Source organism: Herbaspirillum lusitanum (genome assembly GCF_046025995.1).
GTDB classification, from domain to species: domain Bacteria; phylum Pseudomonadota; class Gammaproteobacteria; order Burkholderiales; family Burkholderiaceae_D; genus Herbaspirillum; species Herbaspirillum lusitanum_A.
Map to the genome: position 1 here is coordinate 461,370 of NZ_JAQQFM010000003.1, position 26,334 is coordinate 487,703.

Consider the following 26,334-nt stretch of genomic DNA (forward strand, 5'->3'; position numbering starts at 1 on the left):
AAGCGAGAGCCGGTGTTCATACCGGCTCTCGCTTTTCAGTCACCGCATTCACTGCGCTTTCATCGTGCTTCATTGTGCATTCCTCAGCGCATGCAAATGCCGCCAGAACAACTCCGCGCCCAGATGCACATTGTCGGCCCAGTCATTGGCCGAGGCCTCGTTGGCATCGTCGGTAATGAACTTGAATGCGCGCCAGGGCACGCCGTAGAACTGACAGGTGCGTGCAATCGCGAACAACTCCATGTCCACCACGTCGACTTCCTGCTCCAGCAGCCAGGGATCGGTGGCGGTCACGAAGCTGTCGCCGGTGCCGCACAGCACGCCGGGATGGCCGGACGCCAGTCGCGGCACTTCATCCGGTCCGGCCAGAGGCGTCACTCCGCGCGGCGACAGGGGCATGGCCATCATGTCCCGCTGCAGCACGCTGCTGACCTCCAGCAATCCGGCCAGCGTCGGCCGTACTTTGCCGGCGGTGCCGAAATTGATCAGCAATGAAGGCTTGAGCGTGAGAATCGCCTCGGTCGCGGCGCGTGCCGCATTGACCTTGCCGATGCCGCAATAGCGCACCTGTACGCCGGCCGGCGCATCGGTCGCCGGCAGTTCGCTCTCCAGTGCGGTGAGAATCAGGATGTTGTCTTTTGGAACGGTCATATTGTGGTGATGTGGCGTTTAATGGATGAACACAGGCGAGATTGAGCAGATTCAGGGGAAGTCGGCCTCCTGGCTGCTGAGGTCGGCTGCTGAAACCCGTGGCCTTTCAAGCGCTGCCTCGCATTCCCTCAAAAGCGGTAAGGCTAAGGGCTTTCGCGTATAATTTCCATCTCTTTTTCGCCTGTAAAACCCGGTCCTGCCGTCGGCCGGGTTTTTTGTCTGAGGCGCGCTTTTCGCACTCGTGAAATCGCCCGGAACTGCGCGGAGAATGGGCCTGCGCAGGAACGATGAGAATTCGATTGCGCTGCTGCCCTGCTCCTTTTACATCGATCAGCCAAAGAACAGCCAATGAAGCCGAACGAACTCTGCCAGACCGAACTGTTATTGCGCGACCTGATGTCGCAGCGCATCCTGATTCTGGATGGCGCCATGGGCACCATGATCCAGCAATACAAGCTGACCGAGGAAGACTATCGCGGCGAGCGCTTTGCCGATTTCAGCGTGCCCGGCAAGGAAATGTTCGTCAAGGGCAACAACGAGCTGCTGTCGCTGACCCAGCCGCACATCATCCAGGAAATCCACGAACAGTATCTGGCGGCCGGCGCCGATCTGATCGAGACCAATACCTTTGGGGCCACCGGCGTTGCGCAGGACGATTACCACATGGCGCATCTGGTGTACGAGATGAATGTGCAATCGGCCCGACTGGCGCGTGCCGCCTGCGACAAATATTCGACGCCCGACAAGCCGCGTTTCGTCGCCGGCGCGCTCGGACCGACGCCCAAGACCGCCTCGATCTCGCCTGACGTCAACGACCCGGCGGCGCGCAATGTCACCTTCGATCAGCTCGTTACCTCCTATCTGGAACAGATACGCGGGCTGGTCGAAGGCGGTTCCGATGTGCTGCTGGTCGAAACCATTTTCGATACCCTGAACTGCAAGGCGGCGCTGTTCGCCATCGACAGCTTCTTCGAAGAGAGCGGCAAGCGTCTGCCTATCATGATTTCCGGCACCGTGACCGATGCCTCGGGGCGTATTCTGTCGGGCCAGACCGTGCCCGCTTTCTGGAATTCGATCCGCCATGCGCGCCCGCTCACCGTCGGTCTGAACTGCGCGCTCGGCGCTGCCTTGATGCGTCCTTACGCCGAAGAGCTGTCCAAGATCGCCGATACCTTCGTCTGCATTTATCCGAACGCGGGTTTGCCCAATCCGATGAGCGACACCGGCTTCGATGAAACACCGGACGTCACTTCGGCGCTGCTCAAAGAATTCGCCGAGAGTGGCTTCGTCAATGTGGCCGGCGGCTGCTGCGGCACCACGCCGCCGCACATCAAGGCCATCGCCGAGACGGTCGCTACGATTGCGCCGCGCAAGATTGCCGAGACCACGCACGAGATGCGCTTGTCCGGTCTGGAGCCGTTCACCATCAACGACGAATCGCTGTTCGTCAACGTCGGCGAGCGCACCAACGTTACCGGCTCCAAGGCCTTCGCCCGTCTGATCCTCAACGAGCAATACGACGAGGCGCTGGCGGTCGCGCGTCAGCAGGTTGAAAACGGCGCACAGATCATCGACATCAACATGGACGAAGCGATGCTGGACTCGGTCGCCGCCATGACGCGCTTCCTGAATCTGATCGCCTCCGAACCCGACATCGCGCGCGTGCCGATCATGATCGACTCGTCCAAGTGGTCGGTGATCGAAGCCGGTCTGAAATGCGTGCAGGGCAAGTCCATCGTCAATTCCATCTCGATGAAGGAAGGCGAAGAGAAATTCCTGCACGAAGCTCGCCTGTGCCGCGCCTACGGCGCCGCCGTGATCGTGATGGCTTTCGATGAAGTCGGCCAGGCCGATACCTATGCGCGCAAGATCGAAATCTGCGAACGCGCGTATCGCCTGCTGGTGGACAAGGTCGGCTTCCCGCCGGAAGACATCATCTTCGACCCGAACATCTTCGCGGTCGCTACCGGCATCGAAGAGCACAACAATTACGCGGTGGACTTCATCGAAGCCACGCAGTGGATTCACGACAATCTGCCTTACGCCAAGATCAGCGGCGGCGTGTCCAACGTCAGCTTCAGCTTCCGCGGCAACGATCCGGCGCGTGAAGCGATTCACACCGTGTTCCTGTATCACGCGATCAAGGCCGGCATGACCATGGGCATCGTGAATGCCGGCATGGTCGGCGTCTACGACGACTTGCCGGTCGCGCTGCGCGAGGCAGTGGAAGACGTGGTGCTGAACCGTCGCCCCGATGCCACCGAGCGCATGATCGAAATCGCCGCCACGCTGAAGGCCGGCGACAAGAAGGAAGAAGCGACGCTGGAGTGGCGCAGCGAGCCGGTCGAAAAGCGTCTGGCGCATGCGCTGGTGCACGGCATCACGCAGTGGATCGTGGAAGATACCGAAGAAGCGCGGCAGAACGTCGCCGCCAAGGGCGGCCGCCCGATCCACGTGATCGAAGGCCCGCTGATGGATGGCATGAACGTGGTCGGCGACCTGTTCGGCCAGGGCAAGATGTTCCTGCCGCAGGTGGTGAAATCGGCGCGCGTGATGAAGCAGGCGGTGGCGCATCTGGTGCCCTTCATCGAGGAAGAAAAACGCCAGATCGAAATCGAAACCGGCGTGGTCGCCAAGCCCAAGGGCAAGATCGTGATCGCCACCGTCAAGGGCGACGTGCACGACATCGGCAAGAACATCGTCACCGTGGTGCTTCAGTGCAACAACTTCGAAGTGGTCAACATGGGCGTGATGGTGCCGTGTTCGCAGATTCTGGCCAAGGCCAAGGAAGAGAACGCCGACATCATCGGTCTGTCCGGCCTGATCACGCCTTCGCTGGAAGAAATGGCCTATGTCGCCAAGGAAATGCAGCGCGATCCGTATTTCGCCGGCCTCAAGATGCCGCTGCTGATCGGCGGCGCCACCACCTCGCGCGCGCACACGGCGGTGAAGATCGCGCCTAACTACGAAGGTCCGGTGGTCTACGTGCCGGACGCCTCGCGCGCGGTCTCGGTGGCGCAGTCGCTGTTGACGCCGGAGAGCAAGGACCAGTACATCGCCGATATCCAGACCGACTATGTGCGCATCCGCGACCAGCACGCCAACAAGAAGGCCGTGCCTATGCTGACGCTGGCGGCGGCGCGCGCCAACAAGACCCGGCTGGAGTTCGCACCGCTCAAGCCCAAGTTCATTGGTCGCCGCTTGTTCAAGAATGTCGATCTGGCGACGCTGGCCAGGTACATCGACTGGGGCCCGTTCTTCCAGACCTGGGATCTGGCCGGTCCTTACCCTGCGATTCTGAAGGATGAAGTGGTGGGCGAAGCGGCCACTAAGGTGTTCGCCGAAGCGCAGGCCATGCTCAAGAAAATCATCGATGGCCGCTGGCTGACCGCCAACGGCGTGGTGTCGCTGTTGCCGGCCAATACGGTCAACGACGACGACATCGAAATCTATACCGACGACACGCGCAGCCAGGTCGCGCTGACCTATTACGGCACGCGCCAGCAGACTGAAAAGCCGGTGGTCGACGGCGTGGCGCGTCCGAATCAATGCCTGTCCGATTTCATCGCGCCCAAGGAATCGGGCATTGCCGATTACATCGGCCTGTTCGCAGTCACCGCCGGCCTTGGCATCGAGAAGCACGAGAAGCGCTTTGAAGATGCGCATGACGATTATTCGTCGATCATGCTCAAGTCGCTGGCCGATCGTCTGGCAGAAGCCTTCGCCGAATATCTGCACGAGCGTGTGCGCACCGATCTGTGGGGCTATGCGGCCGACGAGTCGCTCAGCAATGCCGAGCTGATCAAGGAGCACTATGTCGGCATCCGTCCGGCGCCCGGCTATCCGGCTTGCCCGGAACACACGGTCAAGGCTGAGGCCTTCAAGCTCATGCAATGCGAGGACATCGAGATGCAACTGACCGAGTCGTATGCCATGTTCCCCGGCGCATCGGTCTCCGGCTTCTACTTTGCGCATCCGCAGTCCAAGTATTTCGTGGTCGGCAAGATCGGTGAAGATCAGGTGCTGGACATGGCCAAGCGACGTGGTGAGAGCAAGGAAACCATCGAACGCTGGCTTGCGCCCAACCTGTAATCGTCCGACTGCGGCATTGCCGTTTTTGCATCAACTTTTCTGTATTTGTGACGGCCGCCGGCCAACTTGAAATTGGCGGCCGTCCTGCTATCATCCTGCCCCATGATCGATTCCGCCGACAACGCCACCCATTCTCTGCCCGTCACCGGGCCGACCCGCCTGCATTTTTCGGAGGGCTTGCGCAACACTTTTACGGTCGATCTCGGCCAGGATCTGCTGGGCGACTGGATCATCACCCAGTCGTGGAGCGGCTTGCTGCAACAACGCGGCGGCGGCAAGCGACTGGTGGTCGGCGATCATGAAACCGGCCTCAGAATGTTGCAAAAGATTGCCCAGAAAAAAGAAAAAATCGGCTACCGCCAGGTCACGCCGTATCACGTCGAATATCGCTGGGCCTGATCGGCGCCGCCCGGATATTGGTTGCTGAGCGGCTGGAGTGTTTACGCTCCGCACGCATCGATTTGCTCCCTGCCGCACCTTCCCTGTTTTTAACGCGTCCTCGCATTCAAGGCCAAACGCACTTGAGTGGGCGAGGGCGGTCGGCTGTCGTGATTGTTGAAAATTGCTCTTCTGCAAGCGCGTGCGTGCCGTGTTAGCCTAGCCGTCTGCGTGCTTGGCGGCCTGTGTTTGCCCGTATTCGGGCATATGCCTCCGCTTCGCAGGCCTCAAAACAATCGTCAAAAAATACACAGCGCCATCAGCGCGTTGCACAAAGACGCAACGGAGACCATCAGTGACACTCAGCCAGGACGGCGCTGCGCGCGCGCAAATCGATTCCCCTTACGCCGTGACGCGGCTGTTGATCACGCTGGTGCTGATGGTGCTGGGCGCCAGCGGCATGTACGTGGTCGCGGTGGTGCTGCCGGCAGTGCAGGCCGAGTTCGGCGTAGCACGCGGCATGGCCTCGATTCCTTATACCCTGACCATGATCGGACTCGGCATCGGCGGCGTGGGAATGGGGCGTCTGGCCGATCGTTTCGGCGTGACCTTGCCCTTGCTGATCGGTGGCGCCTGTATGGGCGCCGGCTTCGTGCTGGCGGCGATGGCGCCCAATATCTGGGTGTTCATGCTGAGTCACGGGATTCTGATCGGCCTGCTCGGCAGTTCATCGACCTTCTCACCGCTGATCGCCGATACCTCGTTGTGGTTCGTCAAGCGGCGCGGGATTGCGGTCGCCGTGTGCGCCAGCGGCAATTATCTGGGCGGTGCGATCTGGCCGCCCATTGTGCAGCATTACGTCGACAGCGTCGGCTGGCGCCAGACCTACATCGGCCTTGGCCTGGGCTGCGGCATTTTGATGTGTCTGCTGGCCTTGCTGATGCGTCCGCGGCCGCCGGCGGCTGTCGCCAGGGCCGGTTCTGCTGCTGCCGGCGGCGGCGCGCGGCCATTCGGCCTGAGCAGCAAGCAGGCGCAGATTGTCTTGTGCATTGCCGGCGTCTGTTGCTGCGTGGCGATGTCGATGCCGCAGGTGCACATAGTGGCCTACTGCGGCGATCTCGGCTACGGCCCGGCGCGCGGCGCGCAAATGCTGTCGCTGATGCTGGCCTGCGGCGTCGTCAGCCGTCTGGTGTCGGGCGCCATCTGTGACCGCATCGGTGGTCTGCGCACCTTGCTGCTGGGCTCGACGCTGCAATGTATCTCGCTGCTATTGTTTTTGCCCTTCGACGGGCTGGCCTCGCTGTATGTGATCTCGGCCATGTTCGGTCTGTTCCAGGGCGGCATCGTACCGTCCTATGCCATCATCGTGCGCGAATATTTCCCGGCTTCCGAGGCCGGCGAGCGGGTCGGCTCAGTGATCATGTGCACCATGCTCGGCATGGCGCTGGGTGGCTGGATGTCGGGCAAGATCTTCGATCTCACCGGCTCTTATCACGCCGCCTTCGCCAACGGCATCGCCTGGAATCTGGTGAATTTCGCGATTGCCTTCGCCTTGCTGAGCCGGGTGCGCAGTCGCAGGATTCAGACGGCCTGAGCCGGGGAGGCGGCGGGCTGGTCCTTGTCAAACGGTCGGCGGCAAGCGGCGGCGTGGCGAAATGATGCCGCTTTTCCCACTTCGCCGAGTTGGCAGCCGATGGCGTTTGCGTTACGCTTGCGCAGGCTTGCGAGGGCGTATTGATGGCCGCCCTGCTATGTCGCTGCTGTCTTTCATTGCGCCGTGCCGACGCCCATTCATTCTTCCGAACGCTTCATTGATTAAATGCTGATCCTGTTCCTCAAAGCCGTGATACTGATTCCCGTGACGCTGTTGCCGATTCTGAATCCGCTCGGCATCGCGCCGGTGTTCGCCAGCCTGCTCGGCAATGTCAGTCGCAAGGTCGAGCAGCGCATCGCACGGCAAGTGGCGATCAATTGCTGGTTCATGCTGGTTGGTGCGGTGTTCATCGGCTCTCATGTGCTGACCTTTTTCGGCATCTCGCTGCCCATCGTGCGCGTCGGCGGCGGCCTGCTGGTGGCGGTTTCCGGTTGGCGCATGCTGAGCGACAACAGTCAGGACAACTCGATTCGCACTCAGGTCGCCAAGACTTACGACGAAGACTTGTCCGACGATGAGATCAAGGCGCGCAGTTTCTACCCGCTCAGTTTTCCCCTGACGGTGGGGCCGGGCACCATCGCCGCCTCCATCACGCTGGGCGCGAACACTCCGGTGCGACTGGTGGACTGGGTGATTTCCATCGGCAGTGCTGCGCTGGGTGCGGCCTTGACCGCGGCGGCGGTTTATCTTTGCTACGGCAACGCGCAGAAGCTGGTCGGCATGCTGGGCCGGCTCGGCACCATGGTGGTGTTGCGGCTCTCGGCCTTTATCCTGTTGTGTATCGGAATCCAGATTTTCTGGTCGGGTCTGGCGGCCTTGCTGGCCGAAGCCGGGATCAGCGGCGTTGCACCGTGATTTGACGTCGTCAGCGAGTCCGGCCGGCCAGGCGCCGAAGCTTATTTCAACCAGCCGCGCTCGCCCAGCGCATCCTGCACCAGCTCGAGTCTCAGCAGCGGATTATCCAGCGCCAGCAGCGCCTGTTTTTGCTCTGCGTTGAGCGGCAACAATTCACACCAGCGATTTGCCACCCAGCCGCAATCGTTCAGCCTGTAAGGCGCAGCGATAGGAATATCGCTTTCGGCAATCGATTGATGGCGCAGGGAATCCAGCAGATTGGTCAGCGTCTTGACGGTGTCCTGCAATTCTTCCGGCACCGGCACCGCGTGGTCGCCTTCCAGCGGTTCTATCTCGGCAATCCACAAACCATTTTTTTGCAACTGCGAAGACAGCACGCGAAAGCGTGAAGTGCCGACGCATGAAATGCGCAGCAGACCTTGCGTGGGCGAGGACCATTCATTGATTCTTGCCAGCGTGCCGACCGGCACGAAGCTTTCGCTGTGACCCGGTTTGCGCACTTCGCTGCCGGAAGTCAGCGCCACCACGCCGAAACCGCTGCCATCGGCGATGCACTTGTTGATCATGTCCAGATAGCGTACTTCGAAAATCTGCAGCGGCAGCCTGCCGTCGGGAAACAGAGTGCTGGACAGGGGGAACAGGGGCAGGCTGGTGCTCATGGTTTCAAAGGCGCAGCGATGGCATCGATGAGGTATTCATCCTGGATCAGGGCCGCGAATAGCGGTTCTCGGCGGCGCATTCATAGCGCTGCACGATGTAGCCGTTGTCGTCCACGCTTTCCAGGTAGACGTCGAACTGCCACAGGCGCGCCATGTGGCGCAGGACTTCATTGGTGCTGTCGCTCAGCGAGCGGCCGTCGCTGCGGAAATGGCGTAGCGTCAGGCTGCGGTCGCCACGGCGGTTGACCGACCAGACCTGGATGTTGGGTTCCCGATGATTGATATCGTACTGACGCGACAAGGCCTGCCGCACATATTGATAGCCGCGCTCATTGTGGATGGCCGAGACTTCCATCTCGCTGCGGGTTTCGTCATCCAGCACCGCGAACATGCGCATGTCGCGCATCAGTTTGGGCGACAGATATTGGGCGACGAAGCTCTCGTCCTTGAAGTTGCGCATCACGTAATGCAGGGTCTCCAGCCAGTCGCTACCGGCGATATCCGGAAACCATTCGCGATCCTCATCGGTCGGATGCTCGCAGATGCGGCGGATGTCGCTCATCATCGAAAAACCCAGGGCATAAGGATTGATGCCGTTGTAATACGGCTTGGTGATCGGCGGCTGGAACACCACATTGCTGTGCGAATGCAGGAATTCCATCATGAAGCCGTCGGTCAGCCGGCCTTGATCGTAGAGCGTGTTGAGCAGGGTGTAATGCCAGAACGTGGCCCAGCCTTCATTCATTACCTGGGTCTGGCGTTGCGGGTAAAAATACTGGCCGACCTTGCGCACGATGCGCACGATTTCGCGCTCCCAGGATTCCAGCAAGGGCGCATTCTTTTCCGCGAAATACAGCAGATTTTCTTGCGGCTCGGCTGGATAGCGATCTTCGTTCAGCGCAGCCGCCGCTTCCTTTTTTGTGGGCAGCGTGCGCCACAACTCGTTCACTTGCGACTGCATGTATTCCTCGCGCTCGCGCTGGCGCGCCTGCTCCTGCGCCAGCGATAGTCGCTGCGGGCGCTTGTAGCGATCGACGCCGTAGTTCATCAGCGCGTGGCAGGAATCCAGCAATTCCTCAACCCGGTCAAAGCCATGGCGCTCTTCGCATTCGGCGATGTAGTTACGGGCGTAGACCAGATAATCGATGATGGCGCTGGCATCGGTCCACAACTGGAACAGGTAATTGCCCTTGAAGAAAGAGTTGTGACCGTAGGCGGCGTGAGCGACGACCAGCGCCTGCATGGTCATCGTGTTTTCCTCCATCAGATAGGCGATGCAGGGATTGGAGTTGATCACGATCTCGTAGGCCAGACCCATCTGCCCGCGCTTGTAATCGCGCTCGGTCAGCATGAAATGCTTGCCGTAGGACCAGTGCCGGTAATTGACCGGCATGCCGGACGAGGCATAGGCATCCATCATCTGTTCGGCGGTAATGATCTCCAGCTGGATGGGGTAGATGTCGAGCTTGTAGCTCGCAGCGACGCGTGCGATTTCCTCGTTGTAGCGTTCGATCAGTTCGAAGTTCCAGTCCGAGGGGCAGGGGAGCGGATCATGCTTGAATCGGCTGTTCATGCGTGCACCTGTTTTTCAAAGAGTTCGCGGAACACCGGATAGATCTCGGCGGCCGACATCACCTTCTTCATCGCAAAATGTGAATGGGTATCGAGCAGGTTTTCATACTCGGTCCACAGATTTTGCTCCGGCTCGGCGACCTGAATATAGGCGAAGTAGCGGGTCAGCGGCAGGATCTGGCTTTCCAGAATGGCGCGGCATTTCGGCGAATCGTCATTCCAGTTGTCGCCGTCGGAGGCCTGCGCGCAATAGATGTTCCATTCATTCGGCGAATAGCGTTTCGTGATGATGTCGTGCATCAGTTCCAATGCGCTGGAGACCACGGTGCCGCCGCTTTCCTGCGAATGAAAGAAGGTGTTTTCATCGACCTCGTCGGCGCGCGTATGGTGGCGGATGAAGACCACTTCTATGTGTTCGTAGTTGCGCGTCAGGAACAGATACAGCAGGATGAAAAAGCGTTTGGACAGATCCTTGCGCTGCTCATCCATCGAGCCCGACACGTCCATCACGCAAAACATCACCGCGCGGCTGGAGGGCTGCGGCTGGCGCACGCGGTTGACGTAGCGCAGATCGAAGGGATCGATGAAGGGAATGCGCCAGATGCGCGCCTTCAGATGATGGATTTCTTCTTCCAGCAGCTTGATTTCAGGCAGGTAGTCATTGGGCTGTTTGTTCAGATCGCATAACTGCGCTTCCAGCTCGCGCAGCTTGGCGACCAGCGGCCCGCCGAGCGCGATGCGCCGTCCCAGCGAGCTGCGCAGGGAGCGCACCACATCGATATTGTTGGGCGAACCATCGACTGAATAACCGGCGCGCAGATTCTTCCAGTTCGGCACCGTGGTCAGATTGGTTTCAACCAGACGCGGCAACTCAAGGTCTTCGAAGAAGTACTGCATGAATTCTTCGCGCGTCAGCTCAAAGGTGAAATCGTCCTGGCTTTCGCCATCCTTGCTGGCCTGGCTGCCGCCTTCGCCGCTGCCGCCGTTGGGCGGGCGCTGAATGCGATCGCCTTGCAGATAATCCTGATTGCCGGGGTGCACGGCTTCGCGCTTGCCGCCGCGTCCGTGGTGGAAGAAGGGTTCAGAGACATCCTTGCGTGGAATGCTGATGCTCTTGGAGTTTTCCATGTCCGTGATGCTGCGGTCGCGCACGGCGTCCGACACGGAGCGTTGAATATGCCCGCGAAAACGCCGCAAAAAGCGTTCCCGGTTGGCAATGCTCTTGTTTTTTCCAGCTAGCCTACGGTCGATAATCTGATGCAGCACTGTCCGTTCTCCTGCTGGTGGTACAGCGGGCGGGCTGTCCTGGCAGTCCTTGCGGACAGCCCGTATGTCTTGCCGAATCGGCGGCGGCATGCGCGGCCGCCAATTCTTCAGGCGCGGGATGCGGCGTCAGTTGCCATGCCGCATCCCGCGCGCTGCTATTGCTTTACGACGACTTGCGTACGCGCAGATACCATTCGCACAGCAGGCGCACCTGCTTCGGCGTGTAGCCCTTGCTGACCATGCGATTGACGAAGTCTTCGTGCTTCTGCATTTCTTCGTTCGATCCCTTGGCGTTGAAGGAGATCACCGGCAGCAGATCCTCGGTGTTGGAGAACATCTTCTTCTCGATCACCACGCGCAGTTTTTCGTAGCTGGTCCACAGCGGATTCTTGCCGCCGTTGTTGACACGCGCACGCAGCACGAAGTTGACGATCTCGTTGCGGAAGTCCTTGGGATTGCTGATGCCGGCCGGCTTTTCGATCTTTTCCAGTTCTGCGTTCAGCGCGGCACGGTCGAAGCTTTCGCCGGTATCGTGATCGCGGTATTCCTGATCCTGAATCCAGAAATCGGCGTAGGTCACATAGCGGTCGAACACGTTCTGACCATATTCGGAATACGACTCCAGATAAGCCGTCTGGATTTCCTTGCCGATGAATTCGGCATAACGCGACGCCAGGGTGTCCTTCACGATGGACTGGTATTTCTGTTCGACTTCCTGCGGGAACTGCTCGCGCTCGATCTGCTGTTCCAGCACATACATCAGGTGCACCGGATTGGCGGCGACTTCCGTCGAATCGAAGTTGAACACGCGCGACAGAATCTTGAAGGCGAACCGCGTCGAGATGCCGTTCATGCCTTCATCCACGCCGGCGTAGTCGCGATACTCCTGATACGACTTGGCCTTGGGGTCGGTGTCCTTCAGATTCTCGCCGTCATACACCTGCATCTTGGAGAACAGGCTGGAGTTCTCCGGCTCTTTCAGGCGCGTCAGAATCGAAAACTGCGCCATCATCTTCAGCGTGCCCGGCGCGCATGTCGCCTTGCCCAGCGAGGAACTGCGGATCAGCTTTTCGTAGATCTTGACCTCTTCCGACACGCGCAGGCAATACGGTACCTTGACGATGTAGATGCGATCCAGCAGCGCTTCATTGTTCTTGTTGTTGCGGAAGGCCTTCCATTCGGATTCATTCGAGTGCGCCAGAATCACGCCGTCGAAAGGAATCGCGCCGAAGCCTTCGGTGCCCTTGAAGTTGCCTTCCTGGGTCGCCGTCAGCAGCGGGTGCAAGACCTTGATCGGCGCCTTGAACATTTCCACAAATTCCAGCAGGCCCTGATTCGACAGGCACAGGCCGCCGGAGTAGCTGTAGGCGTCGGCGTCGTCCTGCGAATACTGCTCGAGCTTGCGGATGTCGACCTTGCCGACCAGCGTGGAAATATCCTGGTTGTTTTCGTCGCCGGGTTCAGTCTTGGAAATGGCGATCTGACGCAGGATGGAGGGGTAGCGCTTGATCACGCGAAACTGGCGGATGTCGCCATTGAATTCGTGCAGACGCTTGACGGCCCACGGGCTCAGAATCGGTTTCAGATAGCGGCGCGGAATGCCGTACTGTTCTTCCAGAATGGCGCCGTCCTCGTCGTAATCGAAAAGTCCGAGCGGTGACTCGTTGACCGGAGAACCTTTGATGGAATAGAAGGGAACATGCTCCATCAATTGCTTGAGACGTTCTGCAATCGATGATTTACCGCCGCCGACCGGGCCCAGCAGATACAGGATCTGCTTCTTTTCTTCCAGCCCCTGCGCTGCGTGGCGGAAGTAGGAAACCACTTGCTCAATGACTTCCTCGGCACCGTAAAACTCTTTGAAGGCCGGATAGACCTTGATGACCTTGTTGGCAAAAATTCGAGACTGCCGTGGATCTTCCCGCGTGTCGATCTTTTCGGGTTCGCCGATTGCCATCAGCATCCGTTCGGCAGCCGATGCATAGACCGCAGGATCGTTCTTGCAAAGACTCAGATACTCTTCGAGCGAAAATTCTTCTTCTCTGGTCTTGTCGAACCGGCTTGCAAAGCTGCTGTAAATATCCATACCACCTCCGTCGCTTCAATGTGTGAAACCCAATTGAAATACGTGTGACTAGACTTCTTACTTCCCGTCTGCGGTTTTCAAAGAATACGCCGATGTTCTTGTCTGATCGTCGATGTGTTCTTTGAGAGCCGGAGCAAACAGTACCTTGCAAATTGCCGATCCCTCGTTTTTATTCTATTCCTTTTTTCTTGATCGAATACAACAGAGTTTGTTTCAGCTTAGGAGGATTTTGTTTTCATGGTTCAACAAACAGCCAAGTTTTCATCGCCCTGCTCATCGATATGCCGATGGCGCCGTTTTCACTCTGCGGATTCGCCTCCCCCAATGTTCTTTCAATGAGTGAAACCGATCCGCGGTTGACTTCATGTTGAGGTATTTTTTCTGCGCGCACCATGGTGAAATCCCTGATGGAAATTTGCACCATCGAGGCTCAGAATCAAAGCGCCGCCATTACTTTTTTGCGGTCTTCGTTTCCTTTTCTGTGCTCTTTTTTTTGCGCGCACAATGTCCCCGCAGCGCGCATTTTTCTCCCGCCATGTTGCGCCGTCTTTGCAATCCGATCAGCTCGATCGCGCGACTGTGGCCGTACCCAGCCATCTGGCGCTTGCTACGGTGTTGACGGTCGCTTTCACGGTTGCCGGATATTGTGAACGACTGCTGTAATCTTTTACGGATTGCGGCGCACTTCGGATGCGTCCTCGGCGTTAATTCTTGCCGGGTCAAGATAAAAACACGGCGAGACGAATGACCGTGAATGTTGTTCATCTGCATGGTTTCGGTGCGCGGTAAATTTGTAGAAGTGCGGACATTGCTTTTCGTTAACTGGTCTTTTCATTCGATCAGGTCGGCGGGAGTTAACTCAAGTCATCTCCGAATGAAGTTGCCGCGAGGAATTGAGTAAATTGCAATTTTTTGTATCTCGACTAAAAAGTATGGCAAATCCGCCACGCATTTGTGACCGGAGCCCCCTGAGCATGGCGGCTAAAGGCGCTCGAAAGTGCATAAGTCATTGACAGGCAAATGAAAAATGCAGTCTAATTCAGGGTTCACCATCTGAAGAATTGCGCACGTGCCATCGCAGCGCTGTTTCGGTTTTCGGAACGTCGGAATACAAAACGTATAAAGACAGGGAAGACAAGCAGCGTAGAAACAAGATGTTAGAGGATGCAGAGGCCCGGACACCGGCGCCGGGGCATCGTCAATACGGAACAGGCGCGCTGAAAGCGGTTCCAGGAATTCCGATTTATTTTTGCTGATTAAGCGAGTCCATCATGAAACGTACTTACCAACCTTCCGTCGTGCGTCGCAAGCGTACCCATGGCTTCCGTGCACGCATGGCAACCCGTGGCGGCCGCGCTGTCCTGAACGCTCGTCGCGCCAAGGGCCGCAAGCGTCTGGCAGCTTAAGCTTGCCTGAAGCGCTGCTGCTTGTTGCGTGACAGACGACCGTTCAACTCTCTACTCACGCGATCGGCGAATCGTTAAAACGGATGAGTTTTCATCCGTTTTTCGTTTGCGCCCCGTATATCGCACCGATCATTTCGTGTTGTATGCGCGTCGCAGTGAGTTGCCGCAAGCCCGCCTGGGCGTGGTTGTCGCCAAACGGCTGGCGCCGCGCGCAGTGACCCGCAACACGGTCAAACGCATCACCCGCGAACTGTTCCGGCAGACGCAGTTGCCTGCATTTGACTGCATCGTGCGCTTGTCGAAATCCGTCAACGCCAAAAGCGATACGGCGACCAGCGTGCGGCTTAAGACGGCATTGCGTGCAGAAGTGACGCAACTGTTCGTTTTTTTGCAGAACGCACCCGCGTTTGCCAGGAAATAGGAAGTGATGAAAACGCCTTTGCTCCTGCTGTTACGTGCCTACAAGCTGGGAGTAAGCCCGTTTCTCGGGCAGAATTGCCGTTTCTATCCAAGCTGTTCCGATTACGCTGCCGAGGCGGTGCAAACGCATGGCGCGCTGAAAGGCAGCCTGCTGGCCGCCAAGCGCCTGTGCAAATGCCATCCCTGGCATGAAGGCGGCCTCGATCCGGTGCCGGCCTCCAGGGCCGCGTCCGGCAACTCTGGAAATTCCGGTGCTGCCGGCGCTGGTTCGGCACGCTCGCAGTCTTCTGCGTCATCTTCCTCCGCGCTCTCTTCTTCAACTGCGACCGTCGACGGTTGCAGCCACTCCTGACCGATAGATCAATACGCATATGGATATCAAACGTACCGTCCTGTGGGTTGTATTCTCCTTCTCCCTGTTGTTGCTGTGGGATAGCTGGATGCGCCATAACGGACATCAGTCGATGTTTTTCCCATCGGCGACTCCGACTCAGGAGCAAGCTGCAGCTCCGGCCGGCGCCAACGGTGCCAACGCACCGGTGCCAACCGGCACTACCGCTGCAGGCGCATCGACGGCCAGCGCCGCCGATGTCGGCGGTGCAGCTGTCGCCAAAGGCGAAACCATCACCATCACGACCGATGTGGTCAAGGCTGACATCGACACCGTCGGTGGCGAACTCAAGCGTCTGGAACTGCTGAAGCAACGCGATACGGTTGATCCGACCAAGAATCTGGTGTTGTTCGACTCCAGCGTCGGCCATACCTATCTGGCGCAAACCGGCCTGATCGGCGGTCAGTTCCCGAATCACAAGTCGGTGTTCACGGCCAAGCCGGGCGCCCGTTCGCTGGATAACGGCAACGAAGTGCAACTGGTGCTGGAAGCGCAGGAAAACGGCGTCAAGCTGACCAAGACCTACACCTTCAAGCGCGACAGTTACGTGATCGATCTCAAGCACACTGTCACCAACGACAGCAGCGCCGCGATCAATCCTTCGCTGTATCTGCAATTGCTGCGCGACGGCAACAAGCCGGGCGGCGAATCGCATTTTTATAGCACCTTCACCGGCCCTGCGGTGTACACCGAAGCCGACAAGTATCAGAAGCTGAATTTCGAGAAGATCGAAGAGGGCAAGGAACAGCACGCGACCAAGGCCGACAGCGGCTGGATCGCACTGGTGCAGCACTACTTTGTTTCGGCCTTCATCCCGCCTGAGAAGGTGCAGCGCGAAATCTTCACCAAGAAGGTTGCCACCAACCTGTACTCGGTCGGCACCATTCTGCCGATGGGCGCAGTGGCGCCCGGCGCCAGCGTGACCATGGATGCGCATCTGTATTCCGGCCCGCAGGATTCCAAGGTGCTGGAAGCGACTGCGCCTGGCCTCGACGTGGTCAAGGACTACGGCATTCTGTCGCTGATCGCCAAGCCGATCTTCTGGCTGATGACCCACATCCACGCGCTGGTCGGCAACTGGGGCTGGACCATCATCCTGCTGACCGTGCTGATCAAGCTGATCTTCTTCCCGTTGTCGGCTGCTTCGTATCGCAGCATGGCCAAGATGAAGGCTGTCACGCCGAAGATGACCGCGATTCGCGAACGCCACAAGGGCGATCCGCAAAACATGAACCGCGAGATGATGGCGCTGTACAAGACCGAAAAGATCAATCCGCTGGGCGGCTGTCTGCCGATCGTGATTCAGATTCCGGTGTTCATCTCGCTGTACTGGGTGCTGCTGGCCAGCGTCGAAATGCGCGGTGCGCCATGGTTGGGCTGGATTCATGATCTGACCGCACCGGATACGCTGTTCGGCACCGTGCCTTACTTCAACATGCCGGTCGGTCTGCTGCCTATCATCATGGCTGCTTCGATGTTCCTGCAGACCAAGCTGAATCCGACGCCGCCGGATCCGGTGCAGGCCAAGGTCATGATGTTCATGCCGCTGGTGTTCTCGTTCATGTTCTTCTTCTTCCCGTCCGGCCTGGTGCTGTACTGGGTCACCAACAACGTGCTGTCGATTGCGCAGCAGTGGGTGATCACCAAGAAGATCCAGTCCGGCGCAGCCAAGTAAGCAAGCCTCGTCCGCCCGGGCAAAGCCTGCCTTTGCCCGGGACTGAGGCCAGCATTGCAAGGCAGCCGCAAACTGCCTGAAAAATTAAAAAACCCGTGTCATTCGTTTCACGGGTTTTTTTTCGATCAAAAAAGTCTTTACAGGTATTTACTAAAAATGACGCTCGATTCCTCTCCTATCGCAGCCATTGCCACCGCCCCCGGGCGCGGCGGCATCGGCGTGGTCCGTTTGTCCGGCAAGAACCTGCTGCCGGTGCTGCAGGCAGTGTGCGGCAAGCAAAGTCTGCAGCCGCGGCATGCCACCTATCTGCCATTTCGCCAGGCCGACGGCAGCGTGATCGATCAGGGATTGGCGATTCATTTCCCCGGTCCGCATTCCTATACCGGCGAAGATGTGCTGGAGCTGCAAGGTCACGGCGGCCCGGTCGTGATGCAGATGCTGCTCAAGCGCTGCCTGCAGGCCGGCGAGGAAATCGGCTTGCGGCTGGCCGAGCCGGGTGAGTTCACCCAGCGCGCCTTCATGAACGACAAGCTCGATCTGGCGCAGGCTGAAGCCGTTGCCGACCTGATCGAAGCGACCACCGAAGCGGCCGCAAAGTCGGCGTCGGAGTCGCTGTCCGGCGCTTTCTCGCAAGTGATCCACGAACTGGTCGAGCAAGTCACCTCGCTGCGCATGCTGGTGGAGGCCACGCTGGATTTTCCGGAAGAAGAAATCGATTTTCTCAAGCAATCTGATGCGCGCGGCAAGCTGGATAAAATCCGCGCCACGCTGGCCGACGTCTTCATGCACGCCGCGCAAGGCGCGCTGCTGCGCGACGGTCTGAATGCCGTGCTGGCCGGTCAGCCGAATGTCGGCAAATCCTCCTTGCTCAATGTGCTGGCCGGCTCCGACGTCGCCATCGTCACGCCGATTGCCGGCACCACGCGCGACAAGGTCACCCAGACCATCCTGATCGAAGGCATGCCGCTCAACATCATCGACACCGCCGGCATACGCGAAGCGGAAGCCGATGGCAGCGGCCCCGACGAGGTCGAGCGCATCGGCATCGAACGCACCTGGGCCGAAGTCGCCAAGGCCGACGTCATCCTGCACATGATGGACGCCGGTCGCGGTCCGACGCTGGAAGACGAAGGCATCGCCGGACGCTTTCCCGGCAACGTGCCGGTGATCCGCATCTGGAACAAGATCGACCGCTCCGGCCACAAGCCGGCCATCGACAAGATGCCGGACGCGATCCACATCTATCTGTCGGCCACCGACAAGGTCGGCATCGACTTGCTGCGTTCGGAGTTGCTGCGCATTGCCGGCTGGCAGCAGACGGTGGAGTCGCGCTACCTGGCGCGCGAACGCCACCTGATCGCGCTGAAAGCGGCCGGCGAACATCTGCAACTGGCGGCCGAACATGCCGCGTTGGACAACGAAGCCGGCGAACACGCGCTCGATTTGTTTGCTGAAGAGTTGCGGCTGGCGCAGGAAAGGCTGAGCAGCATTACCGGCAAATTCACACCGGACGATTTGCTGGGCGTGATTTTTTCACGCTTCTGTATCGGCAAGTAATGTCGTGAATGAGGGGGGCCGGGTCTCTTGCCCCTGAAATTATTTTGCGTAGCGCCAAAAACAAAACCCGCCTTGATGGCGGGTTTTGTTTTTGGCCGAAGCCGATGGAAGTCGGATCAGGCTTGTTTGGCTTGCTTGCGGCGACGCAGGCACAGACCGGCCAGACCGATGCCGAGCAGAGCCAGGCTGGCAGGTTCCGGAACTGCTGCGGTTGCGAACAAGATGTTGTCGATGCCGATGGTGTCGCCGGTGGTGCTGCCGGAGTACGAAAAGACCAGTGAGCGGATCTGGTTGGATGCATCGGACACACCCATGTAAAACATGTTGTTGACCTGGAAGTTCAGCAGGTCGTAGACGGTCGCCGAGCCCAGATTGCTGCCGGTGCCGTTTGCGCCGCTGTAAGCCGTGATGCTCATCGGATCGGAGGTGGATCCGTAACCGAATTTGTCGATTGTTGCGAGCGCCACGCCCAGTACCGGGCTGGCAAACGAGATCGTCAGTGTTTTAGCGCCAGAGGGGCCATACAGATAATTGGAGGCAGCATGCGCGCCTTCGCCGGTTTGCGCATTGCTGGCATTGCTCTGGCCTGGCCCGGCGCCGTTGGTCACACCGCCGAATGCACCGGTGGTCGTCAGGGTCACGCCATCCGACAACTGATAGAACTGCGATTGCAGGGCGCCGGTCGCCATGGTGTCAAAGTTGACGTTGGAGTTCACCACGCCGCCCAGCGAAATCACGGAAGTGGTCCAGTCGGTCGAATTGCCGGATGGATTCGCCACAAAGAAAGTTGGTGCAGCGTATGCGGTGCTGAGGCTGGCTGCCGACAGCAAAGCGATGGCGTATTTTTTGAAATTCATGTTCAACTTTCGTTTGAGGTTCTTTGCGAATATTTACAATTTGCCTCCTTGTAGCAAAAAGTGATCCACATAATAAAATCAAGGACTTAAGCCAAATATCCCGATCTTTGCGGGCTCACTGTAAATTTTTTCGACAAATCCTGAATGCGAGCAGTCTTTAAGGCTGGCTTATATTTCATATTCATGGCCGGTGGCGCGTCTGAGGCAGTCGTGGATACGACCGCCAATAAAAAAACCGCCTGCCGGCGGTTTTTTTATGGCTTGAGGAATTGATCAGATCATCTTCTTGCGACGCAGATACATCGCAGCCAGGCCGAGACCGAGCAAGGCAATGCCGGCGGGCTCAGGGACTGATTGATTGGGGCCGTAGGTGATGTTGTCCACTATGAACCATCCTACAAGCCGGCCATCGCCATACAGATTTGGAGTACCGCCGGTGAACGTAAATACCAGCTTGGTAACATTATTTGTGTTGAAGGTAAGCGTTTGCAGAGTGTTCGAGGCAACCGTTTGTGAGCCCAGGAGATTCTGGGCTGCGTCATAAAGCGAAACGGTTGTCGACGTGATGTACTGCCAATCTGCAAGCTGCAATGAGATCAGCTGAACGGCGGAGTTGAACAAAATGAATTCGCCATTTTGACCATAGCCGTTGAACGCTTGCGTGCTGTTGTTGGCATAAAAGCCGTCGCCGTAGGTGTGGCTCAGATTTTTGCTGAAAGTACCGTCAGCAAACGAGTCACTGCGGTTGTTGTTTTCGGTGAATTTAACTACCGAAGCGTATGCGCTGCCGGTGATCAGCAGGAGGCATGCCAGTGCTGAGAATAATGTTTTCTTGATGTTCACTTTCGACCCATGTCTATTGTTGTAAATTTATGCAAAGCAAAAGATATGCCGTCTTTTGAAATCAAGGACTTACATTTATCCAATGGATGGAGTGTAAAAAATATCGACATGGTGATGATGAATTCCGATCGTGTAAGTACTTCGGGGCATGCGCAGAAGCAGATTCAACCGACGATCGTGCCCCGCAACATTCAGCATCAGTTGATAAGAATAAAAAGGGGTTGTTACAGCATGTAAAAAGGATAGGCTCATCCGGGAGGGCTGGTTATTCTGAACGTCCTCCCCCTCCAATTCATCACCCCTGAGAATTGGATTTAACCCGCGCTCCGTATGGTGCGCGGGTTTTTTTATAGCGCTTCGGTTTTGTCCTTTGCGGCGCCATGCGGAGTGCGTCGCGTGCCCTGCGGGTTGATCAGTCCGGTCTGCGCCAGATTCATCTGCAGCAGCAAAGTCGCCTGCTGCTCTGCAAAATAACTGCGCCGCTGCTAAGATGCCGCTTTCCCCCGAAACTCATCCGCAGGAGCAAGCATGTCATCCAATCCACGCGTTGCCGATTACCCTATTGATCCGAACTTCATCAGCCGCTGGTCGCCGCGCGCCTACACCGGCGCCGACATCTCGGAAGAGACCGTGCTGACCTTCCTCGAAGCGGCACGCTGGGCGCCCTCGGCTTATAACGCGCAGCCTTGGCGTTTCGTCTATGCACGTCGCGGTACGCCGGCATGGGACAGCCTGCTGGGTTTGCTGAATGAATTCAATCGCAGCTGGGCGGAAAAGGCCTCCGTGCTGATCATCGTGCTGTCGAAGACAGTGATGGTGCCGCCGGGCGCAACTGAAGCTGTACCTGCCACCACGCACTCTTTCGACACCGGTTCGGCCTGGGGCTATATGGCGCTGCAAGCCAGCATCTCCGGCTGGCATGCGCACGGCATGGCCGGTTTCGATAAAGAAAAAGCGCGTACCGAACTCGGCGTGCCGCCGGAGTTTTCGGTGGAAGCCGCGATCGCCATCGGCAAGCTGGGCGACAAGTCCATCCTGCCCGAAGGTCTGCAGGCGCGCGAGCTGCCAAGCCCGCGCGAGCCGCTGAGCAAACTGGCTTTCGAAGGCAAGTTCAAGGCCTGATCTGCGGTTGATCTGAAGAAAGTAATATGGCCCGATAAAAGTGCTGGTATTTCTATCAGAGCTCTTATACAATAGCGGTCTTTCAGCGAGAGCTGAATACGATTTAGGAGTGGTAGTTCAGTTGGTTAGAATACCGGCCTGTCACGCCGGGGGTCGCGGGTTCGAGCCCCGTCCGCTCCGCCAAGTTAAAAACGCCTGTTTAGTGAAAGCTAAGCAGGCGTTTTTACGTTTACATTTAAATTTTGCGCAGCAAAAACATTTCAGAGGCGGGGCGGAGCAAGCCGCCTGCGCGGCTTGCGGCGGGTCTCGAAGCGAAACGCTTGCAAGCGTTTCGGCGGCCTGCGCCTGTGTAGGAGAGCCGCGTCCTCTCCGCCATGTTAAAACGCCTGTTTAGCGAAAGCCAAGCAGGCGTTTTTACGTTGACCTTTGAATTTTGCGCAGCAAAAACATTTCAGAGGCGGGGCGGAGCAAGCCGCCTGCGCTTATTCCCCGCCACTCAAACTCGCCTGCATCAACAGCCACTCCCGGAACGAAGCAATTTCCTTGTCTGCTGCGTCGCTGCGCCGATAGCAAAGAAAATGCATCTCGCGTTCTATCGCTTTGAATCCATTTCCATTACTCCCCACGATCACCAGTTCGCCGCGCGCCAGTTCGGCCTCGGCGAAGCGCGTGCTTTCCAGCGCCACGCCGAGCCCGTCGACGGCCGCTGCAATCGCCAGCGCCCCGCGATCAAACGAGGGATGCGGGCGCGTCGGCATCTTCAGACCGTGCAGTTCGCACCAGTCCGCCCAACGCACCGGGTTGAGCTTGGATTCGATCAGCGTCATGTTCAGCACATCTTGCGGGGTATCGATCTGATGTTGCGTCAGCAGGTGCGGCGCGCATAGCGGCAGCGTTGCTTCCGGGCCCAGCGTTTCCACCACCACGCCGTCCCGATGCGGCGGCATGCCGTAGGCGATGTCGATATCCACGCCATCTTCACGCTGCAGTTCGCTGGCCTCCGCGCTCGAAGAGAGTTCAATGCTGATCGCCGGATGCGCCTGCATGAACCGGCCCAGGCGTGGGCTCAGCCATTTACTGACGAAGCTGGGCGCGCAATGGACAGCGAGCGCGCGATTTTCAGGCACTGGGCGGAACACCGCGCAGGCATCTTCGATGGCGTCGAAGGCCGGCGTCAGACGCTTGAGCAGCAATTCGCCGTCCAGCGTCAGCGTGACGCGGCGCGTCTGGCGCAGAAACAATTCCTTGCCGCACCAGTTCTCCAGCGCGCGCACCTGATGGCTGATGGCGGAGGTGGTGAGATGCAGTTCGCCTGCGGCCAGCGTGAAGCTGCCGAGGCGGGCGGCGGCTTCGAAAGCGCGCAGCGAAAAGAAGGATGGCAATTTGCGCATGATGGGGGCAGCTGGATTGATGGCTGCCTGGCAAAAACCATATGCCAGAGCCGGTCTCGTTGATTTGGAATAGTTTTATGCTTGAATCAGATTCAACGATGTGTGAAAACAGCTCTTTTGTCAACGCGGCAGGCAAGTGCCATGATGATCTTCGTTTCACACATCAGATTCGAATAAGAAACAAGGAGACCGCATCATGCTGGACAGCGTTAAACGTATTTCCGTGTATCAACCCGAGCAGCGAGGACTGAATTTTCCTGAGCTCCCCGAATTCAAGACGCCCGCCGAAGAACGTCTGCATCTGCAGAAGCGGCTGGTCGCAGCCTGCCGTGCCTTCGCGCAGCAGGGCTTCGATTACGGCTTCGCCGGCCATCTGACGATTCGCGATCCCGAGCATCCGCATCTCTACTGGACCAATCCTATGGCCGTGCATTTCGATCAGGTGCGGCTGTCGAATCTGATCCTGGTCGATCACGAAGGCCGTGTGGTGCAGGGCGATTACGCGGTCAATCGCGCCGGCTTCGTGCTGCATGCGGCGGTGCATGAGGCGCATCCCGACATCGTGGCGATGTGTCACGCGCACACTGAATACGGCACTGCGTTTTCGGCGCTCGGCAAGCCGCTGGCGCCGATCAGCCAGGATGCCGCTGCGTTTTTTGAAGACCATGTGGTAATCGGCGATGAGGCCGGCCAGGTCGCAGTCGAGGTCAAGGCCGGGCATCGTGTCGCCAACGCCTTTGCCGGCGTCAAGGCCGCGATCCATCAGAATCATGGCCTGCTGACCGCCAGCCGCCACAGCATCGAATCGGCGGCGTTCTGGTTTATCGCGCTGGAGCGCTGCTGCAAGCAGCAATTGCTGGTGATGGCGACCGGTGAAACGCCGCGCCTGGTGCCGCCGGAAAAAGCGCGCTACAGCCGCGAACATGTCGGCAGCGACTACATAGGCTGGCTGCATTTCCAGCCCATCTACGATCAACTGGTGGCGACCCAGCCCGACATGTTTACCTGAGAGGGATGAGGTAAAAAAAGCCCGCCTGTCGTGAGACAGGCGGGCTTCATTACTTGCTGCCAATCTTGCAGCTGATCGAGATACCAACCGAGACGCCAATCAACGTGCGTTCTTGCCGCCGCTCAATTGCTCGACCACCTGACGCGGCGCTTCGGCATAGTGCTTGAACTCCATCGAATAGGTGGCACGACCCTGCGACAAGGAACGCAGCGTGGTGGAGTAGCCGAACATTTCCGACAGCGGGACTTCGGCGCGCACCAGCTTGCCGCCGCCGACCATGTCTTCCATGCCCTGCACCATGCCGCGCCGCGAGGACAGATCGCCCATCACATTGCCCATGAAGTCTTCCGGCGTTTCCACCTCGACCTGCATCATCGGTTCCAGCAGCACCGGACCGGCGCGGCGCATGCCTTCCTTGAACGCCATCGAACCGGCCATGCGGAATGCATTTTCGTTCGAATCGACGTCATGGTATGAACCGAAGGTCAGCGTGGCCTTGATGTCGACCACCGGATAACCTGCCAGCACGCCGGCGCGCAGCGACTCCTGTATGCCCTTGTCGACCGCCGGAATGAATTCGCGCGGCACCACGCCGCCCTTGATCGCATCGACGAATTCATAGCCTTTGCCGGCCGGCTGCGGTTCCAGCTTCAGCACCACATGGCCATACTGACCGCGTCCGCCGGACTGCTTGACGAACTTGCCTTCGACATCGTCCACCGCCTTGCGGATCGCCTCGCGGTAAGCTACCTGCGGCCTGCCGACCGTGGCTTCGACGCTGAACTCGCGCCGCATCCGGTCCACCAGAATTTCCAGATGCAGCTCGCCCATGCCGGACATGATGGTCTGGCCTGATTCCTCGTCGGTATGCACGCGGAAGGACGGATCCTCCTGCGCCAGACGACCGAGGGCGATGCCCATCTTTTCCTGATCGGCCTTGGTCTTCGGTTCCACCGCCTGCGAGATCACCGGTTCCGGAAACACCATGCGCTCCAGAATGATCGGATGTTCAGGATCGCTCAGGGTGTCGCCGGTGGTGACATCTTTCAGCCCGACTGCGGCGGCGATGTCGCCGGCATACACGTCCTTGATTTCCTTGCGCTCGTTGGCGTGCATCTGCAGGATGCGGCCCAGCCTTTCCTTCTTGCCCTTGATCGGGTTGTAGACCGTATCGCCGGAATGCACGATGCCGGAATACACACGGAAGAAGGTCAACTGGCCGACGAAGGGATCGGTCATGATCTTGAACGCCAGCGCCGAGAATTTTTCATCGTCGGCGGGATGGCGCTCGATCACCTGATCCTGCTCATCATGGCCCTCGATGGCCGGCACGTCGACCGGCGACGGCAGGTAATCGATGACCGCATCCAGCATGGCCTGCACGCCCTTGTTCTTGAACGCGCTGCCAGCCAGCATCGGCACGATCTCATTGGCCACCGTGCGCAGACGCAGACCGTGCCTGATGTCGTCTTCGCTCAGCGGGGTGCCGCTCAGATATTTATCGAGCAGTTCTTCGCTGGCCTCGGCCGCCTGTTCCACCATGCGATCGCGCCAGGTGCGCGCCAGCTCCAGCAGATCGGCAGGGATCTCCTGATACTCGAACAACACACCCTGGCTCGCTTCGTCCCAGATGATGGCCTTCATCTTCACCAGATCGATCACGCCGGTGAAGTGATCTTCGGCGCCGACCGGAATCTGGATCGGCACCGCCTTGCCCTTCAGGCGTTCTTCAATCTGTTTCTGCACGCGGAAAAAGTCGGCGCCGACCCGATCCATCTTGTTCACGAAAGCAATGCGCGGCACCTTGTACTTGTTGGCCTGACGCCAGACGGTTTCCGATTGCGGCTGCACGCCGCCGACCGAGTCGTACACCATCACCGCGCCATCCAGCACGCGCATGGAGCGCTCCACCTCGATCGTGAAATCGACGTGGCCCGGGGTATCAATGATGTTGATGCGGTGCTCGGGATAATTGCCGGCCATGCCTTTCCAGAAGGCGGTGGTGGCAGCCGAAGTAATGGTGATGCCGCGTTCCTGCTCCTGCTCCATCCAGTCCATGGTGGCCGCACCGTTGTGCACTTCACCGATCTTGTGATTGACCCCGGTATAAAAAAGAATGCGCTCGGTAGTCGTTGTCTTGCCCGCATCGATATGCGCGCTGATACCGATGTTGCGATAGTTTTCTATGCGAGTCTTGCGGCTCATGGTGATTCCTTTCAGAGAGCGCCGGTCATTCCTTTTGAAGCCTGGATGGGGAGTGAAGTGCGTGTGAATTGCCAATAAACAATTGCATGAATGTAACGAATGGAGCGAGCGAAAAACAAACTCATCTTGCTCCGCCGGCAGGCAAAAACATATTGCCTGTTGGGTTAATGCAGTCGGCGCTGTCTTGCTGCCGAGCTTGCGTTTCCGCCATCTCGTATTTATGTAACGAGGATTAGATAATAGGA

At 58.4% G+C, this 26,334-nt stretch carries 22 protein-coding genes and 1 tRNA gene; 12 read left to right on the forward strand and 11 right to left on the reverse strand.

The features are described from left to right. Positions 1-69 precede the first annotated feature (69 nt). Positions 70-651, reverse strand: a complete 582-nt coding sequence (locus tag PQR62_RS07955; protein WP_408156563.1) for a phosphorylase family protein — start codon at positions 649-651, stop codon at positions 70-72. 348 nt (positions 652-999) lie between these two features. On the opposite strand from PQR62_RS07955, the gene metH reads away from it, so the two are divergent. The 4 genes from metH to PQR62_RS07975 all read left to right on the forward strand — a co-directional run bounded on the left by metH (position 1,000) and on the right by PQR62_RS07975 (position 7,630). Continuing rightward, on the forward strand, positions 1,000-4,743 hold the full coding sequence (metH, locus tag PQR62_RS07960; RefSeq protein WP_408156565.1) for a methionine synthase: 3,744 nt from the start codon (positions 1,000-1,002) through the stop codon (positions 4,741-4,743). 102 nt (positions 4,744-4,845) lie between these two features. Continuing rightward, positions 4,846-5,142 carry a hypothetical protein gene (locus tag PQR62_RS07965; RefSeq protein ID WP_408156567.1) on the forward strand — a complete coding sequence of 99 codons (297 nt, stop codon included), beginning with the start codon at positions 4,846-4,848 and terminating at the stop codon, positions 5,140-5,142. 418 nt (positions 5,143-5,560) lie between these two features. Continuing rightward, the gene (locus PQR62_RS07970; RefSeq protein ID WP_408156876.1) at positions 5,561-6,715 is read left to right on the forward strand and encodes an MFS transporter; all 1,155 of its coding nucleotides are present in this window, start codon (positions 5,561-5,563) and stop codon (positions 6,713-6,715) included. Positions 6,716-6,940: 225 nt separating this feature from the next. Beyond that, a complete protein-coding gene (locus tag PQR62_RS07975; protein ID WP_408156569.1) occupies positions 6,941-7,630 on the forward strand; it encodes a MarC family protein in 690 nt (229 codons plus the stop codon). A gap of 41 nt (positions 7,631-7,671) precedes the next feature. Here PQR62_RS07975 and PQR62_RS07980 read toward each other — a convergent pair whose 3' ends face one another. The 6 genes from PQR62_RS07980 to PQR62_RS08005 form a co-directional block, all read right to left on the reverse strand. Further along, positions 7,672-8,289 carry an LON peptidase substrate-binding domain-containing protein gene (locus PQR62_RS07980; RefSeq protein WP_408156571.1) on the reverse strand — a complete coding sequence of 206 codons (618 nt, stop codon included), beginning with the start codon at positions 8,287-8,289 and terminating at the stop codon, positions 7,672-7,674. Positions 8,290-8,335: 46 nt separating this feature from the next. Next, positions 8,336-9,862 carry a SpoVR family protein gene (locus PQR62_RS07985; protein ID WP_408156573.1) on the reverse strand — a complete coding sequence of 509 codons (1,527 nt, stop codon included), beginning with the start codon at positions 9,860-9,862 and terminating at the stop codon, positions 8,336-8,338. Further along, on the reverse strand, positions 9,859-11,127 hold the full coding sequence (locus PQR62_RS07990) for a YeaH/YhbH family protein (protein WP_408156575.1): 1,269 nt from the start codon (positions 11,125-11,127) through the stop codon (positions 9,859-9,861). Before PQR62_RS07990 ends, PQR62_RS07985 begins: the two co-directional genes overlap by 4 nt. A 163-nt stretch (positions 11,128-11,290) precedes the next feature. Further along, positions 11,291-13,213 (reverse strand): PrkA family serine protein kinase, encoded by a 1,923-nt coding sequence (locus PQR62_RS07995; RefSeq protein ID WP_408156577.1) that lies wholly within the window; start codon positions 13,211-13,213, stop codon positions 11,291-11,293. A 235-nt stretch (positions 13,214-13,448) separates the two neighbouring features. Beyond that, complete coding sequence (locus PQR62_RS08000) at positions 13,449-13,637, reverse strand: hypothetical protein (protein WP_408156579.1); 189 nt, start codon at positions 13,635-13,637, stop codon at positions 13,449-13,451. A gap of 26 nt (positions 13,638-13,663) precedes the next feature. Next, positions 13,664-13,978: a hypothetical protein gene (locus PQR62_RS08005; RefSeq protein ID WP_408156581.1), complete on the reverse strand. Its 315-nt coding sequence runs from the start codon at positions 13,976-13,978 to the stop codon at positions 13,664-13,666. Between the two features lie 506 nt (positions 13,979-14,484). Here PQR62_RS08005 and rpmH point away from each other — a divergent pair. The 5 genes from rpmH to mnmE all read left to right on the forward strand — a co-directional run bounded on the left by rpmH (position 14,485) and on the right by mnmE (position 18,662). After that, positions 14,485-14,619 carry a 50S ribosomal protein L34 gene (gene rpmH, locus PQR62_RS08010; RefSeq protein WP_061535510.1) on the forward strand — a complete coding sequence of 45 codons (135 nt, stop codon included), beginning with the start codon at positions 14,485-14,487 and terminating at the stop codon, positions 14,617-14,619. A 28-nt stretch (positions 14,620-14,647) separates the two neighbouring features. Then, positions 14,648-15,040, forward strand: coding sequence for a ribonuclease P protein component (rnpA, locus tag PQR62_RS08015; protein ID WP_408156583.1), 393 nt, complete (start codon positions 14,648-14,650; stop codon positions 15,038-15,040). A gap of 6 nt (positions 15,041-15,046) precedes the next feature. Then, positions 15,047-15,391: a membrane protein insertion efficiency factor YidD gene (yidD, locus tag PQR62_RS08020; RefSeq protein WP_408156585.1), complete on the forward strand. Its 345-nt coding sequence runs from the start codon at positions 15,047-15,049 to the stop codon at positions 15,389-15,391. 19 nt (positions 15,392-15,410) lie between these two features. Then, positions 15,411-17,105, forward strand: coding sequence for a membrane protein insertase YidC (gene yidC / locus PQR62_RS08025; RefSeq protein ID WP_408156587.1), 1,695 nt, complete (start codon positions 15,411-15,413; stop codon positions 17,103-17,105). 156 nt (positions 17,106-17,261) lie between these two features. Then, entirely contained in the window at positions 17,262-18,662 is a 1,401-nt protein-coding gene (gene mnmE, locus PQR62_RS08030; RefSeq protein WP_408156589.1) for a tRNA uridine-5-carboxymethylaminomethyl(34) synthesis GTPase MnmE, read from the forward strand. A 116-nt stretch (positions 18,663-18,778) separates the two neighbouring features. Here the strand turns inward: mnmE and PQR62_RS08035 are convergent, their stop codons facing one another. Beyond that, positions 18,779-19,519 carry a PEP-CTERM sorting domain-containing protein gene (locus PQR62_RS08035; protein WP_408156591.1) on the reverse strand — a complete coding sequence of 247 codons (741 nt, stop codon included), beginning with the start codon at positions 19,517-19,519 and terminating at the stop codon, positions 18,779-18,781. 273 nt (positions 19,520-19,792) lie between these two features. Next, positions 19,793-20,362, reverse strand: a complete 570-nt coding sequence (locus tag PQR62_RS08040) for a PEP-CTERM sorting domain-containing protein (protein ID WP_408156593.1) — start codon at positions 20,360-20,362, stop codon at positions 19,793-19,795. A 528-nt stretch (positions 20,363-20,890) separates the two neighbouring features. Between PQR62_RS08040 and PQR62_RS08045 the strand changes: the two genes are divergently transcribed. Together PQR62_RS08045 and PQR62_RS08050 are read left to right on the forward strand one after the other, a co-directional pair. After that, positions 20,891-21,484, forward strand: a complete 594-nt coding sequence (locus PQR62_RS08045; RefSeq protein ID WP_408156596.1) for a nitroreductase family protein — start codon at positions 20,891-20,893, stop codon at positions 21,482-21,484. Between the two features lie 106 nt (positions 21,485-21,590). Next, a tRNA-Asp gene (locus tag PQR62_RS08050) sits at positions 21,591-21,667 on the forward strand. Between the two features lie 299 nt (positions 21,668-21,966). Here PQR62_RS08050 and PQR62_RS08055 read toward each other — a convergent pair. Next, positions 21,967-22,875, reverse strand: coding sequence for a LysR substrate-binding domain-containing protein (locus PQR62_RS08055; RefSeq protein WP_408156598.1), 909 nt, complete (start codon positions 22,873-22,875; stop codon positions 21,967-21,969). Positions 22,876-23,071: 196 nt separating this feature from the next. On the opposite strand from PQR62_RS08055, the gene PQR62_RS08060 reads away from it, so the two are divergent. Beyond that, positions 23,072-23,884: a class II aldolase/adducin family protein gene (locus PQR62_RS08060; RefSeq protein WP_408156600.1), complete on the forward strand. Its 813-nt coding sequence runs from the start codon at positions 23,072-23,074 to the stop codon at positions 23,882-23,884. 99 nt (positions 23,885-23,983) lie between these two features. On the opposite strand, the gene fusA is transcribed toward PQR62_RS08060, so the two are convergent. After that, positions 23,984-26,089 (reverse strand): elongation factor G, encoded by a 2,106-nt coding sequence (gene fusA / locus PQR62_RS08065; protein ID WP_408156602.1) that lies wholly within the window; start codon positions 26,087-26,089, stop codon positions 23,984-23,986. Positions 26,090-26,334 lie beyond the last annotated feature (245 nt).